This is a genomic window from Shewanella aquimarina (genome assembly GCF_023349185.1).
In the GTDB taxonomy this organism is placed as follows: Bacteria; Pseudomonadota; Gammaproteobacteria; order Enterobacterales; family Shewanellaceae; genus Shewanella; species Shewanella aquimarina.
Genome location: NZ_JAKIKY010000004.1, coordinates 156,152 through 171,875, shown reverse-complemented (window position 1 = coordinate 171,875; position 15,724 = coordinate 156,152). Strand labels below are relative to the sequence as shown.

Annotated in this window: 6 protein-coding genes; 2 read left to right on the top strand and 4 right to left on the bottom strand. The window is 55.9% G+C overall.

The genetic code is table 11. From position 1 onward, the window contains the following. Positions 1 to 158 precede the first annotated feature (158 nt). Entirely contained in the window at positions 159 to 1,661 is a 1,503-nt protein-coding gene (lysS, locus tag L2731_RS06850) for a lysine--tRNA ligase (protein WP_144203950.1), read from the bottom strand. A 12-nt stretch (positions 1,662 to 1,673) separates the two neighbouring features. Beyond that, a protein-coding gene (gene prfB, locus L2731_RS06845) for a peptide chain release factor 2 (protein ID WP_249252396.1) occupies positions 1,674 to 2,772 on the bottom strand; the annotation gives its coding sequence in 2 pieces (ribosomal slippage) (positions 1,674 to 2,696 and positions 2,698 to 2,772; 1,098 coding nt in all). Between the two features lie 189 nt (positions 2,773 to 2,961). Here prfB and L2731_RS06840 point away from each other — a divergent pair. Together L2731_RS06840 and fdhF are read left to right on the top strand one after the other, a co-directional pair. Continuing rightward, positions 2,962 to 3,942, top strand: coding sequence for a pentapeptide repeat-containing protein (locus L2731_RS06840; RefSeq protein WP_249252395.1), 981 nt, complete (start codon positions 2,962 to 2,964; stop codon positions 3,940 to 3,942). Between the two features lie 295 nt (positions 3,943 to 4,237). Beyond that, the gene (gene fdhF / locus L2731_RS06835; protein WP_249252393.1) at positions 4,238 to 8,470 is read left to right on the top strand and encodes a formate dehydrogenase subunit alpha; all 4,233 of its coding nucleotides are present in this window, start codon (positions 4,238 to 4,240) and stop codon (positions 8,468 to 8,470) included. Positions 8,471 to 8,661: 191 nt separating this feature from the next. On the opposite strand, the gene L2731_RS06830 is transcribed toward fdhF, so the two are convergent. Both L2731_RS06830 and L2731_RS06825 read right to left on the bottom strand, forming a co-directional pair. Further along, on the bottom strand, positions 8,662 to 10,326 hold the full coding sequence (locus L2731_RS06830) for a methyl-accepting chemotaxis protein (protein WP_249252391.1): 1,665 nt from the start codon (positions 10,324 to 10,326) through the stop codon (positions 8,662 to 8,664). Positions 10,327 to 10,605: 279 nt separating this feature from the next. Continuing rightward, complete coding sequence (locus L2731_RS06825) at positions 10,606 to 15,723, bottom strand: S8 family serine peptidase (protein WP_283165034.1); 5,118 nt, start codon at positions 15,721 to 15,723, stop codon at positions 10,606 to 10,608. Between the last annotated feature and the right edge of the window lies 1 nt (position 15,724).

Genomic DNA, 15,724 nt, shown 5'->3' with positions numbered 1-15,724 from the left:
AAAAATGGCTCGTGGAGAAACTTAAGCCATCTTACACTAAAAATAGGTAGATTATCAGTGCTTTAATCTAAAACTTCTGTTCGGATGGTTATTTAGCCTCCAATCAATAGCGATAAAAAAACCAGCCCTGGGGCTGGTTTTTAGTGTTGCGTAATGGCTTATCCCTGAGGGCGCATTGCCGGGAAGAGGATCACGTCACGAATGGTGTGAGTGTTGGTAAACAACATCACTAGACGATCGATACCGATACCCTGGCCCGCAGTCGGCGGCAGACCGTGCTCCAGCGCCGTGATGTAGTCGGCGTCGTAGAACATGGCTTCGTCATCACCCGCGTCTTTAGCATCTACCTGCGCCTTGAAGCGCTTATCCTGATCTTCCGCGTCGTTCAGCTCGCTGAAGCCGTTGGCCACTTCACGGCCACCGATGAAGAACTCGAAACGGTCGGTAATGAAGTGGTTTTCGTCGTTACGACGTGCCAGCGGCGAGATATCTGCCGGGTAACCTGTGATGAAGGTAGGCTGCATCAGCTTAGGCTCGGCGGTTTCACCGAAGATCTCTTCCAGCAGCTGACCACAGGTCCAGAACTTCTCGATAGTCATGCCCAGGCTCTTGGCCAGGTTACGCATAAACTCGACGTCTTTAACCTCTTCATAGGTCATAGACTGAATGGTCTCGTTGTCTGGATTGTACTTCTTAATCGCGTCCAGCATGCTCAGACGCTCGTATGGACCGCCGAAATCGATAGTGTGATCGCCATATGGCAGCTTGGTATCACCCAACAGATCTTTGGCGATTGACGAGAGCATCTCTTCGGTCAGGTCCATCAGATCTTTGTAGTCGGCATAGGCCATATAGAATTCCATCATGGTGAATTCTGGGTTATGACGTGGTGACAGGCCTTCGTTACGGAAGTTACGGTTGATCTCGAATACACGCTCGAAACCACCTACCACCAGACGCTTGAGGTATAGCTCAGGCGCGATACGCAGGTACATCTCGATATCCAGCGCATTGTGATGAGTAATGAAAGGACGCGCAGAAGCACCACCCGGGATGCTGTGCATCATAGGGGTTTCCACTTCCATGAACTCTTTGCTTACCATGAAGTTACGGATAGCGGTAACCACTTTAGAGCGCATGATGAAGGCCGCACGTGACTCTTCGTTCACGATCAGGTCTACATAACGCTGACGGTAGCGGGTCTCCTGGTCGGTCAGGCCGTGGAACTTCTCAGGCAACGGACGCAGCGCCTTGGTCAGCAGCTGGTACTCTTCCATGTTGACATAGAGGTCGCCCTTGCCAGACAGGTGCAGCTGGCCGGTCACACCGATAATGTCACCGATATCCAGACCTTGGTACTTGGCCTTAAGATCTTTCTGAACGTCTTTACCGGCATAGGCCTGGATGCGACCGCTCACGTCCTGGATCACCAGGAAGGGACCACGCTTAGCCATGATACGACCGGCGATAGAGCGCTGGACATTCATCTCTTCCAGCTCTTCCTTGCTGTATTGACCATATTCGGCCTGGATGTCGGCAGCCTTATGTTTTCGATCGAAGTTGTTCGGGTGACCGTTAGCAGGGCAAGAAGCGCGAACGTGATCTAACTTGGCACGGCGCTCTGCAATTAACTTGTTTTCGTCTTGAGTTTGTTCAGTCATCTTCTTCTCTCGTTAAAGGCCAGATTTCAGGCTAGCTTCAATAAACTTGTCCAGATCGCCGTCGAGGACGCTCTGGGTATTACGGTTTTCCACGCCGGTACGCAGATCTTTGATACGGGCATCATCCAGCACGTATGAGCGGATCTGGCTGCCCCAGCCGATATCAGACTTGGCGTCTTCGGCGGCTTGTTTCTCGGCGTTTTGCTTATGCATTTCCAGTTCAAACAGCTTAGCTTTCAGCTGTTTCATCGCCGTGTCTTTGTTCTTGTGCTGTGAACGATCGTTCTGACACTGCACCACGGTATTGGTCGGCAAGTGGGTAATACGCACAGCAGACTCGGTACGGTTAACGTGCTGACCACCGGCGCCCGAGGCGCGGTAGACGTCGATGCGCAGATCCGCCGGATTGATATCGATCTCGATAGAGTCGTCGATCTCCGGATAGACAAACACAGAGCAGAAAGAGGTGTGACGTTTACCCGAAGAGTCGAACGGCGACTTACGCACTAGACGGTGTACCCCGGTTTCGGTACGCAATGAACCGAAGGCGTACTCGCCGGTAAACTTGATGGTGGCGCCCTTGATGCCGGCGACGTCGCCGTCGGTGACTTCGATAAGCTCAGGCTTGTAGCCCTTGGCTTCGCCCCAGCGCAGATACATACGCAGCACCATGTTGGCCCAATCCTGAGCCTCGGTACCACCAGAACCCGATTGAATATCAAGGTAGCAATCAGAGGCGTCGTTCGGCCCCGAGAACATACGACGGAACTCTAGCTCTTCTAGGCGCTTCTCTAGGCTGGCCAGCTCGCTATTGGCGTCGTTGAAGGTGTCTTCATCTTCCTCTTCCACCGCCAGCTCCAGCAGGCCTTCCACATCTTCAAGGCCGCTGTCCATATCGTCTATGGTCTTGACCACGGCCTCTAGGGAGGCGCGCTCTTTACCCAGGGCCTGGGCATTCTCAGGATTGTTCCAAACCTCGGCGCTCTCTAGCTCCCGACTGACTTCTTCTAGACGCTCACTCTTGGCATCATAGTCAAAGATACCCCCGAAGAAGTTGGGTGCGCTCGGCTAGCTCCTTGATTTTAAATTTAACCGGATTGACTTCAAACATGACTCTTTCTACTTAAAACTCGATTGGCAGGAATGCAAACGCGCTATTTTAACGCAATCGTCCCTTTTCGCATAGGGGCGAAGCAGTGCTTATTGAGCGAATTTCATCGCAAAATAACCCCTTTATCACTCCCAATGGTCGCACGGGAGAATTCAGCCCCTTTTCGGCAGGCTGGCTATACTGTTCAATATGAAACCGACGAACCAATGCTGCTATCACGAAGACGAAGGCTTCTCCTGCACCGAGCCAGCCGAGGCCTCCGGGCTCTGCTATTGGCATGATCCCAAAATCATTAAAGATAAACCGGAAGATGTCGCCCGTCTGGAGGCCTTCGCCCGCAATGGCGGCATGCTTAGGGGCATCTCCCTCAAGCGGGCTAACCTGCCCGGCATCGACCTAGTGAGGCACCATCAGAAGACAGGCTTCGACATGAGCCACGCCGAGCTGTATCGCGCCAATTTACAGGGGGCGCACATGTTTAACCTCAACCTACAAAACGCCAGCCTGATGAAGGCAGATCTACGCGAGGCCAACGTCCACTGCGCCAACCTGGTGGGTACAAATCTCTTGGGGATCAAGTGGAACGGCGCCAAGATAGAGAACATCAACACAGGCAAGGTGCTCAAACAGGAGCGACTGGCCAACGAGGCGGAAAGGGTGGGCGAAACCGAGATCGCTCTGGATTACTTCGAGCAGGCCGAGGAGATCTACCGAGATCTGCGTAAAGCCGCCGAGCGGGAGGGGCTGTTTGCCATGGGCGGCGATTACCTGCGTAAAGAGCTCACCATGCGCCGCCATCAGATGCCCAAATTTAGCTACTCGCGCATCCTCTCCAAGATGATCGACATCTTCTGCGGCTATGGCGAGGCCCCCACCCGGGTGATAGGCTTCTCCATGGGGCTCATCTTAATCTGTGCTCTGCTCTACCTGTTTACCGGCCTCAACTACGACGGCAATATCCATGTCTTCAACTGGCACAACGATCTAAGCACTAACCTGTCGCTGCTGTTCAACTGCATCTACTACTCTGTCGTCACCTTTACCACTCTGGGCTATGGCGACTTTACCCCCATAGGCTATTCACGGGCGATCGCCGCCGTCGAGGCCTTCACCGGCAGCTTTACCATCGCCCTGTTCGTGGTGGTATTCGTCAAGAAGATGACCCGCTAAACCCAAAGTGTGATCCGCCTCAAATCAAACCCTTCAAAGCATGGCGTAAGCCAACAAACCCAGCGCAATTTGTGAGCACCCCTGCAAATGCTGCACAAAAAATCACTACTAAGACCTGTGGTGAAAAAGGCTCTGGGTATACTCGAGAAAACCTTGTTTCGCTAATTTACCGATACGCCTTGTTACCCATAGGCAATCCATAAAAACCATCAACGAGAGCAAGGTTGTCGAGCTCAAGATTACCAAACTAAAGACTGTCGAGCTCAGGCTTAGATTCTAATAAAAGGTCCCTACCATGATAGAACTCACCTTCGACGGCCAGGTCGTCAAAGCCAACCGGGGCGACGATCTGCTCAGCACGGCCAAGGCCGCAGGCATAGCGATCCCAAATTTATGTCATCTGGGCAAACAACTGGATGACAAACTCGCCGGCAAACAAGATTGCAACCTCTGTTATGTCGAGGTGCGAGACGAAAAGGGCGACCTCCACACAGTCAAGGCCTGTAAGACACAGGTCGAGTCACCGCTCGAGGTGATCACCCATTCTGCCGCCCTAAGCAAACGCCGCCAGGCGGCGTTGAAACACCTTTTGAGCGATCACTTCGCCGACTGCGAGGCGCCCTGCCAACAGGCCTGCCCCGCTGGGGTAGACGTGCAGTCTTATCTGTTACATATCGCCCAGGGCAACCACAGAGAGGCGGTCAAGGTGATCAAACAGACACTGCCTCTGCCGCTCTCCATCGGCCGCGTCTGTCCGGCCTTCTGCGAATCGGCCTGCCGCCGTGGCGAGCTGGACGAGCCCCTGGCGATTCGTCAGCTCAAGCGTCATGCCGCCGATTTTGATCTCGACAGTGAAGACACCTATGTGCCGCCCAAGGCGCCCGCTACCGGCAAACGCGTCGCCATCATAGGCAGCGGCCCGGCGGGGATCAGCGCGGGTTACTACCTCTCTAACGCAGGTCACGAGGTGACCATTTTCGAGTCCATGCCCAAGGCGGGCGGCTGGCTAAGATACGGTATTCCCGAGTACCGCCTGCCCAAGGCGATCCTGGACAGAGAGATAGACCTCCTCAGTCAGAATGGCCTGATAATCCAGACAGATACCCGCCTCGGCCGCGACATACACCTTAAGGAACTCGTCGATCAGTTCGACGCCGTGTGTCTCGCCATCGGCGCCCAGAAAGCCGTGCCCATGAACTACCCAGGGGTAGATCTCGAGGGTTGTTATCTCGGGGTCGATTACCTTAAGGATCACTGCACCGACAACAACTACCACACAGGCAAGAAGGTAGCGGTGATCGGCGGAGGTAATACCGCCATCGACTGTGCTCGCACCGCCCTGCGTAAAGGCGCAGAGGTGACCCTGGTCTACCGCCGCACCCGCGACGAGATGCCGGCGGAAACCTATGAGATAGAAGAGGCCGAACACGAAGGCGTGCGCTTCTATTTCCTCACCAACCCTGTCGAAAACCATAGCGACGCCAATGGCCGTATCGAAGCTGTCACCTTCGAGAAGATGCGCCTTGGTGAGCCCGATGCCTCGGGCAGACGCTCTCCCCAGGCCACAGGCGAGACCTTTACCGAGGCCTTCGATACTGTGATCCCGGCCGTCTCCCAGACCCCGGACATGGAGTTTTTGATCCATCCCGAGAGCCAGCTCTCTAGCGGCGAGGTGGCGCTGACACGCTGGAATACCTTCTCCGGCTGTGAGCACACCATGTCATCCGGGGTCGAGAAGCTGTTTGTGCTCGGGGATTCGCGCACCGGCCCCGCCACGGCGGTCGCCGCGGTGGCCGACGGTCGTAAGGCCGCCGATGCCATCGAGAAGCTGCTCAGCGGCGAGCTGAGCTGCGAGCTGACGCCAGCCCCCTTTAACTCGCAAAAACAGACCGACAAGAAGCCAGATACCCGCCACTTCCCCGCACGCCTGTTGCAAGCCAAGGCCAAGATGCCCGAGCTGGCCATCGACAAGCGCCTGAGCAATTTCGACGAGATTGAACTTGGCTTCAACGATGAGGCGGCGATGCTGGAGGCCGCTCGCTGTCTCGAGTGTGGCTGCCAGGCCAACACAGAGTGCGCCTTGCGCGACTATGCCACAGAATACCGCATCGACGGCGCGGCGCTGGACAAGCAAGGCCACCGCGCCTTCACTCAGGATGACAGTACGCCCTTTATCACCTTCGATCCCAACCGCTGCATCAGTTGCGGTGCCTGCGTCAGCGCCTGCCATCAACAATCGGGCCACAAGGCGATCAGCTTCGAGCCCGACAGCTATCTGGCCCTGCCTCAGGAGAACGCCCAACAAGCTATCCGTCAGGCCCCTCGCGCCGGTTTTCGCGCCACCATGGCCGACAGCCAGTGTGTGCAGTGCGGTAACTGTGTGCAGGTCTGCCCGACTGGGGCGCTGACCGACGCCAGAGACAAGCGTCAGGGGGTTAAGGCGCAGCCGAAACAGACCTCCACCGTCTGTACCTACTGCGGTGTGGGTTGCCGTGTCATCATACATAGCGATCCCGTGACTGGTGAGATCAAGCGGGTATCGGGCGACAACCGATCTCAGGTCAACGAGGGAATGCTCTGCGTCAAGGGGCGCTTCGGCTTCGACTTCATCAACAGCCAGCAACGCCTGACCCAGCCACTGCTGCGCAAGGCTGGTGAACTGGTGCCCGTAAGCTGGTCCGAGGCGATCGACTACATAGGCAGTGAACTTAGCCGCATCAAGGCAGAACATGGCGGCAACGCCATCGCGGGCCTGGCATCGGCCAAGGCGACCAACGAAGACAACTATCTGTTCCAGAAGCTGTTTAGAAGCGTCATCGGCACCAACAACATAGATCACTGCGCCCGCCTGTGTCACGCCTCTACGGTGACGGCCCTGCAGGAAAGCCTGGGCAGCGGCGCCATGACCAATGATATTCCGTCGATAAAATCCTCGGATCTCATCTTCGTCTTGGGCTCGGATACCGAGGCCGCTCACCCCATCATCGCCTCCAAGATAAAGCAGGCGGTGAGCCAGCACGGCGCCCGCCTGGTGGTGGCCGACCCCAAGCGGGTCAGCATCGCCGACCACGCCGAGCTCTACCTGCGTCACCGCCCCGGCAGCGACGTCATGCTGCTCAACGCCATCATGCAGGAGATCATCAAGCAGGGCTGGCACGACAGCGACTACATCAGTCGCCGTGTCGAAGGATTCGACGCACTGCGCGCCGAGGTGATGAAGGACGACTACAGCCTGAGTAACGCTGCCAAGATCACAGGCGTCGACGCAGAGGAGATAGCCCAGCTGGCCCGCATGATAGGCACGGCAGAGAAGACCGCCATCTACTACGCCATGGGGATCACCCAGCACACCTCGGGACACGACAATGTCACCGCCATCGCCAACCTGCAACTGCTGTGCGGCAACATAGGCATCGAGGGCGCGGGGATCAACCCGCTGCGGGGCCAGAGCAATGTCCAGGGCGCCTGCGACATGGGCGCCCTACCCAACTACTTCACCGGCTACCAGAAGGTCACCGACCCCGAGGTGCAAGCCGCTTTCAGACAAGCCTGGCAGCAGGAGTGGCTACCGGATCAGATAGGCCTGGCGGCCACCGAAATGATGCACGCCCTGGCCCACGGCAGACTCAAGGCCCTCTATGTGATGGGGGAAAACCCTGTGCTGAGCGATCCCGATCAGGCCCATGTGATGCAGGGGCTTGAGTCGGCCGAGCTGCTCATAGTGCAGGATATCTTCATGACGGAGACGGCCCAGCTGGCCGACGTGGTATTGCCAGCCGCCAGCTTCGCCGAGAAGCCGGGCCACTTCACCAATACCGAGCGCCGGGTGCAGCGTCTGCAGGCGGCCATCGAGAGCCCTGGGCTGGCGCGCCGCGACTGGCAGATCATCTCAGATATCGCCAAGGCGCTCGGCGCCGATTGGCGCTATGAGGATGAAGAGGCTATCTGGCGGGAGCTGACCTGCGTCACGCCCCAGTACCGCGGCATCCAATGGCATGACACAGACCCCTGCACGCCACAAGGCCTGCTGGGTAAGCATTGGCCCTGCCCAGAGCCTGGCCATGAGGGTACCCGCCTGATGCATAAAGAGCTCTTTACCCGCGGGCTTGGCAAGATGACGCCCGTCGGCTACCGCCTGCCGGCCGAGCTGCCCTGTGAGGATTATCCCTTCACCCTCTCCACCGGGCGCCTGCTGGAGCAGTTCCACACCGGCACCCTGACCCGCAAGACGGACGGCCTCAATACCCTGGGCTCGCCCAGGGTGATGATGTCGGCCATCGACGCCGACCGCCTGGGGGTGAACAACGGCGACGTGCTGACCCTGTCCACGAGGCGTGGCAGCATCAACATCGCCGCCTTCGTCACACGCCGCGCCCAGCCTGGGGTGCTCTTCCTGCCCTTCCATTTCGCCGAGGCGGCGGCCAACAAGCTGACCAACAATGTGCTGGATCCCGTGGCCAAGATCCCCGAGTTTAAGATCTGCGCCGTCAGGGTCGAGAAGGCCAGCGAGGCCATCTGCTGGCCCTGATGCCCGGCGAATAGCCTAGACTGATAGTCCTGGCAGATAAGCCTAGCTGATAAACTGATGAAAAAAGGCCGTAACTTAGGTTACGGCCTTTTTCTATTTTTTAGCCCTTTGACTCGGCAGAGGCATAGCTCCCACGGAGCCTTAAACTGCCCCTAAACCTTAATCTGCCCCTTATACCTTAAACAGCCCCCCTAAACCTTAAATTGGCCTACCAGGGTATCCAGGTTGCTGCCCTCGTTGGCCAGTCCCTGACTGGTATCCGAGGCGCTGTTACTGGCCTGTAGCAGCTCGTTGACGATCTCCTGAATCGCAAACACGTTGCGGTTGATCTCCTCGGTCACCGAACTCTGCTCGGTAGCGGCGGTGGCGATCTGGGTACTCATGTCGTTAATGGAGGTCACCGCCGAGGTCACCGCGCCCAGGCTGTCTGAGATCGCCCGCGACGAGGTCACAGAACGATGACAGCTCTGCTGACTCGACTCCATGCTGCTCACCGCCAGCGACACCAGATTATGTAGCTCGGAAAGCATCTCGTTGATCTCTAAGGTACTGGCCTGTGTCCGGCTGGCCAGGCTGCGCACCTCATCGGCCACCACGGCAAAGCCGCGGCCCTGCTCACCGGCACGGGCGGCCTCGATGGCGGCGTTGAGGGCGAGCAGGTTGGTCTGCTCGGCGATGCCACCTATCACAGTCAGTACGCTGTTGATCTTCTGCGACTGTTCATTGAGCGAGTTGATGTGTCCCGCCGCCATGTCGATTTCGGCCATCAGGGTCGACACCTCATGCAGCGAGCTGTCGACACACTCCTGAGCATTGCCCACATCCTGGGTCGCCGCCTGAGTCGCCTCGGCCACCTGAGTCGTGCTCATGGCCACCTCAGAGGCGGTCGCCGACATCTCGGTAATGGCCGTGACCACCTGATCCGTCTCGTTGTTATGGCTTATCAATTGCTGAGCCATGGCGGCGGTCTGGGAGGAGATATTGTCGGCACCACTCTTCACCTCCACCGTGGCCCTGGCCACATCCTTGATGATCCCCTGTAGCTTATCGACAAACTGGTTGAAGGCGCGGCCCAGCATGGCGATCTCATCGCTGCCCTGCACATCGAGGCGCTTGGTCAAGTCCCCCTCACCCTTAGCGATATCTTCGAGGTTCTGCACCATGTTATGAATGGGATTGACCATGCGCTGGGCTGCCACCAGAATCACTACCGCGGTAATAGCCACCAGCACCAGGGCGAAGAGCATGATCATCATCGCCTTGTCGTTCATGTGCTGGGTCATCACCTCGCGGTAGCTGTCCACCTGCGCCTCGATATCGTCGGTATAGGCGCCGGTTCCTAAGATCCAATCCTTTCCTGGTATCGTCACCGCGTAGCCGATTTTGGGTACCAGGCCCACCGCACCAGGCTTGGCATGTTTATAGGAGAAGAAACCATCACTACGACGAGCGGTATCGATCAACCCCACCACCACCTTCTTACCATTGGGATCTGTCATGCCGATCATATTCTTGCCTTCCTGATCCGGCTTCACCGCATGAAAGATGCTAATGCCATTAAAGTCATAGATGAAGAAGTAGCCAGCACTGCCGAAACGCACATTACGCAGCGCCTTATTCACGTCCCCGGCATCGCCAAGACTCATCTGATAGTTAACAATTTCGAGGGCTATCTGAACTTGCTCCTGCAACTGCGCCTTTCTCTCTTTGTAGAGACTCTCTTTGAAGGTCGCCATATTCTCTTCGAGAGAATTGGATTCCAAGTTATAGGTAATTGAAACTAAAAATAGAAAACTTAATATTAGGGGTAGGAGAGCAAATACCAACAGCTTATTCTTCATTTTTAATTGCCACATGACCAACTCCAACAGGATTTGTTACATTTGTAAGTAAAATATAGCTAAAAAGTACCAGTGTCAGTGCCTAATGCTAGATAAATTGTAGTAGATCAATAATCCCTGCCAAGTTACTCAAATTTTCCACCTAACATAAAAAAAGCCAGCATTCCATCCCTGGAATACTGGCAATCACTTCACTTTTTGGTTTCTGCCTAGGTATCGCCCTGATAGCTAGGCACTAGGCGTTTATCGATTTGTCAGGCGGCTCAGTGACAAACCGCCTGAACGCTCTCAAGATTAGCGTGCTAACTTGCGGCGCAGGCCGGCAAACATCAGCAGCATGAGAGCCGCGAAACCGAGCGCACCACCGTCGTCTTTTTCTTCGACTTCGGGTTCTGTCTCTGGCTCAGGCTGTGGCTCGACACCGTCAGAGACGATCGTCAGCATGAAGCTGGTCGATGCCGCATCTGCCGGGTTTTCCACATCACTCACGGTAACCGTCACTTCAACCTCACCGTAGAAGTTCTCTTCTGGTGTGATGGTGATTTCGCTGCCCGAAGTATGGCCATCGACCACAGCGGTAATGTGCTCACCGGTAACGGTGATCTGATTAACGCTGTTTTGCTCATCGGCGTACATCACTGTGATGCCTTCCAGACTCGTGTTCTCGGTAACACTCTGGTCGGCGATGGCGCCCAGGGTGATGTTAGAAGCAACACTAACTGTGTGGCTCATGCTGATATCGGCCATGCCTTCGACCTGGCTGACGGCATTGACCGTCAGGTCCTGACCGGCGGCATTTTGCTTAACACTGGTCCAGGCGGTTACCTCGAACTGTGAAGACTCAGGGCCCACATAGTCGTAACAGATCACCAGACCGTCAGATAGCTTCTTGTCCAGCTCGCCATAGCTAAACTGCTCACCCAGATACTTCTGCAGTGGTCCATAGGCATACATACCGCCTCGGAAGCCCTGCACACCGATAGAACCGCGACCGCCCTGTGAACCGAAGTCCAGATTGTCATAGGCCATCATCATCTCGTACTCACCGTCGCCATGGCGGGTGTTGACGTTGAAGATCAGCTCGAAGTCGAATCTGTCATCCTGTTCGTCCCACTGGTAGACGCGGTTGGCATCGCGGCCCGCAGGCAGGTATGTACGGGCATTATCGTATTCCAGGATAGCCCAACCAGTTTGCGTACTGGCAATTGAGATACCCGAACGCTCACTGAAGTTGTTGATCAGCGGTGCCGACAAGATACCTCTTGGCGCATTAGGATCCAGTACCTCGAAGCCACGCCACATCATGCCGATCGACTCGTATGGGAAGCTCTGATACGGGAAGATGTCGTGATATGGGAAGAAGAAGGGCTGACCTTCCCATAGCGATACTATGCCGTGCGCATGGATATCCAGTGCATTCTGCTTGCCGATATTGAGGTTTTCGCTGTTGTTATACAGATGGAAGCTGTCATAACGACCGCCGAAGATCACATCGATAGGCAGTGCAATACCCTTACGGTAGAGGATGTTGTTGTCCTTACCGTTAACGGCACGACCATTGGCATCGTATTCCACCGGCGCGAAACCACTGAACATAGGATAGATACGGAACTCTTCGAGGTTCACATAGCCACCTGGGTTGCTGTTGCCGAAGTTCGGCGTACGGCACATGGCATCTTCTAAGTTAGTGGTTATGTTATAGCTGGCTTCAACATCCGCCGTATTAGGCTGAATACCGCTAATGGTCAGAGTACCATCTTCTAAAGTGATATCTGTCACTATCTCTTTTGATGAGGTCAGTACATCTTCCACATTTAGGCTCAGGCCTGCAGGGATATCTGCGCTAATGGTGAAGGCGCGATCGATACCACTGTCGTTAGGCTGCACCTCGAAGGTGAAAGGCACCTGCTCACCCAGATGGGCACCGGTTTGCGGTACATCCAGATGCACATCATCGATACCACGTTCCAGCTTGAAGGCAACCTTGCCTATGTTGCCGGCGTTAATCTCTGAACTGCCAAAGTCAATCAGCGAGTAGTAAACGTCGCCCTCAACCATCTCAGGCAGGTTCCAGTTTACCTGAACATCTACAGTGTCCTGACCATTACTGGCTGGCACGTCGATGCTCATGTTTGACGCCACAGTGTCAGTCACTACCGTAGTCGCAAACTGGAAGGTCTCTTCCATGGCGTCATAGTAGTTGTTCTGCGCCGAGCCCTTTCTTGGGTTGTAGAATACCGCCCAGTACTTGCCCTCTTCTGGCTGGTTGATGTTACAGAAGTTGTCGTATTGAATGTGGCTAGAGACACAGAGTAACTCTTCAAACGGATCCGCTTGCCCGTTATCGTTGTAGTCCTTACCCACAAATACTAAGAGATTCCCCTTATCCAGGCTGCCTTCCAGTTCACTCTCTGTGGTACCGAAAGACTCGACCATCAGACGACGGGCGTTGGCTGGCACATCGATCATCTCGACATGAGTCGCCTCATCCAGACGTTCTTCCATCGGCACAGTCATGTCGCCCGATGCGCTCCATGGGAAGTTACCATCATCATCTTTTGGCAGGGTAATGGTCTTAACATCGGCCTTGACCGGCGCGAAGATACGGCCGTGGATGTTGTCACCTTCAGGCAGGTTGATGCCCTTAATGACGACATTGCCGTCGTTACGATGCGCGGTTGCCGCCAGACGTCCAGGCATACCGTTCTTGTCGTACTTGAAGACCACTGGCCAGTGCGCCTCTGAGGCATTGCCTGTGGTTTCGGTGAAGATCAGGCTTGAATGCAGCTCAACTTCCGCATTGCTGAACCAGTCCTGGGTATCCATGATTGAGGCCTCGACCACGATATCCATGGTCTCACCTGCTTCGAGGCTAAACTCGCTCGGGGTCACCTTGATAGACACACCATTCTGCGTCATCTGTGAACGAGGATCGAATGCCCAGTTCTTCACGTCATCATGGGTCACGCTCCAGCTACCGGCTGTGGTCGCCTTGATGGTACGGATCCACTGACACTTCGGCTTACACTCGAAGTTCACCAGCTGTGGAATGTTGAGCTTATGCACGGCGCCGCCATTTTGCGGATCGGCAGCCTTGAAGTTCTCGGCAGTCTCATCCAGGACAAAACCGGCCTTGGCGGCGTTAGCCACGTTGATACGACCCGTACCTGCACGGTAGGTCGAAGCCAGTGCCACATCACCATTTTCATCGTCGAGTCTGTGATACTGCACCTTGTTCTCGGCAGTCATTGCCAGCGCAGACTGGATCTCGGTAGCACTCCAGTCCGGCTTAGCCTGCTTCAGCAGCGCCATGGCACCAGCCACATGTGGCGAGGCCATAGAGGTACCGCTGAGGAAGGCGAAGTCACCGGATGCGCCACTGCTGACAAACGGATGCTCATCGGCAAAGGCGGCGTAGATATTTACACCTGGCGCCGCTACCGCTGGGATCAGGGCTTCAGGCGTCGAAGGGCTCGGGCCACGTGACGAGAAGGCGGCCAGCCAGTCGGCGCGCTCAGGATCCAGGTCACGATCTATCGTCGTCTCTGAGATGGTCAACACATGGTCGCTGCCTTTAGCCAGCCAATCACTCAGGCCGTAACCAGACATGCCGTTGTCCCAGCGACCATCCCACTCCTGCTTGGTGATATGTATGCTTGGCACCGAGTAGGCTGCGGTTGCTACGATAGCGTCGGCATTGGCATAGTTGTACATGATCATGCCATCGGCGCCGCCCGCCTTGATGTTGTCGGCCTTGGCGGTACGGGCGATACCGTTAGGATCGCTAAGACTGTTACGCTTACATACCACAATCACATCGGTTGGGTTTCCACCAGAATCGGTCAGGTCGAAAGTCCCCGCCGGGAATGGCTCGCCACAATACTCGTCACCATAGTCGCTGGCCTTCACCACCATACCTGTTACCGAGCTGGTGTTTACCGCACCGCCGACAATCTCGCTCCAGCGAGGCATTTCGGCGCCGCCCATAGGATCGACGAGCTTGGTCTCTACCAGAATCTCGCGCGAGTGAGTGCTCGCCGCCACGTTCATCAGCCAAGGCGAGGCATGGTCGATGGCACCGAAATACTCTTTATATCCCTGAGGCTGACCCGAGTTACCCGCCGCGGCCGCCACAGAGATACCTGCTTCGCGTGCCGACAGGAAGGCCAGTTCCACATCGTCGCTCCATGGGTGAGAATCCTGACCACCGATAGAGAAGTTAATCACATCCACGCCATCGCTGATGGCATCTTCGATACCGGCGATAAGCGCTTCACCTGGACAGCCAGCGTTTAATGCGTTCGAAGGATGACATACCTGATAAGAGACGATGTTGGCATGAGGCGCAACACCACTCATGCGTGGGAAGAGTGCCTCTTTCACCACATTACCATCGTTAACCGCGCCCGGCGCTGGGTTCACAAAGTCGACATCCAGCAGCACGTTACCCGCCGTAGTCGAGGCCACGTGAGAGCCGTGTCCCTGGTAATCTTCACCCACTGCCGGACGCGTATCGCCATATTCACCGCTGGTGAAAAAGTCTGTGATCACTGGGTATGAGCGAACGCCGATCAACTTGTCGTTACACAGGCCTTCGAAGCCCTCTTTCAGACAGTCGCCCACATACTGGCCCGCGCCCCATGGGTTTTGATGGTCATAGCCATCGTCGCCCACATCGGCAAAAGATCTGTGGTCTGTGTTTACCCCGGTATCGATAATACCGACGATCACGTTCTCACCCTTGTAAGGCACAGAGTCTGTCACTGTGCCGGTCCAGATCTTGTCGGCGCCAATCAGCTCTGGGCCGACATCGCTAAGCAGATCATAGGTCTTAGAACGACGAACAGAGGCGACGTTCGCCATCTGAGAGACGCGCTTGGCCTCTTCCTGGGTCATGGTCATAGAGAAACCGTTGACCGCATTGGTAAACTGCTGACGCACAGGGCGATCGCCCAGGGTGGCCGACAGTTCAGAGATGACCGACTGCTGCTTGCTCAGCAGCTGATCGCGGTATTGTTTAATCTCGCGGTTAACCGGCTGACCGGCCACAAACAACTTAGCCTCACCAGGTTTACCCTTGACCGCACTGCGCTCGGCGCCGCCTTGAGCCAGCAGACTCGCGCCCGCCTGTGCCAACGGCTTCTGATAGAGTCTGACGATATAGACGTGCTCGCCAGTCAGCCCCTCTTCGGCGACGAACTTCTGGTTCTGATGGCTGATCTGTACGTTCAGACCATCGTTTTGCAACAGGTTAACCTCTTGCGTGCTACCGGCGTTGAGCTTTTTCGCCTGCTCGGCGGTGATCTTCAACGGCTCGAGTCTTTCGACCTTACCCGGCTGTATCGCCGCATGGGCCATACCGGCACTGTAGAGTGCGGCTGCCACGGCTGTTACTAATGTTTTCACTCTCATG

Excerpts from the sequence above, each read along its gene's own strand:
- lysS (WP_144203950.1), bottom strand. The coding sequence starts at position 1,661 with ATGACTGAACAAACTCAAGACGAAAACAAGTTAATTGCAGAGCGCCGT.
- L2731_RS06840 (WP_249252395.1), top strand. The coding sequence starts at position 2,962 with ATGAAACCGACGAACCAATGCTGCTATCACGAAGACGAAGGCTTCTCC.
- fdhF (WP_249252393.1), top strand. The coding sequence starts at position 4,238 with ATGATAGAACTCACCTTCGACGGCCAGGTCGTCAAAGCCAACCGGGGC.
- L2731_RS06830 (WP_249252391.1), bottom strand. The coding sequence starts at position 10,326 with ATGTGGCAATTAAAAATGAAGAATAAGCTGTTGGTATTTGCTCTCCTA.
- L2731_RS06825 (WP_283165034.1), bottom strand. The coding sequence starts at position 15,723 with ATGAGAGTGAAAACATTAGTAACAGCCGTGGCAGCCGCACTCTACAGT.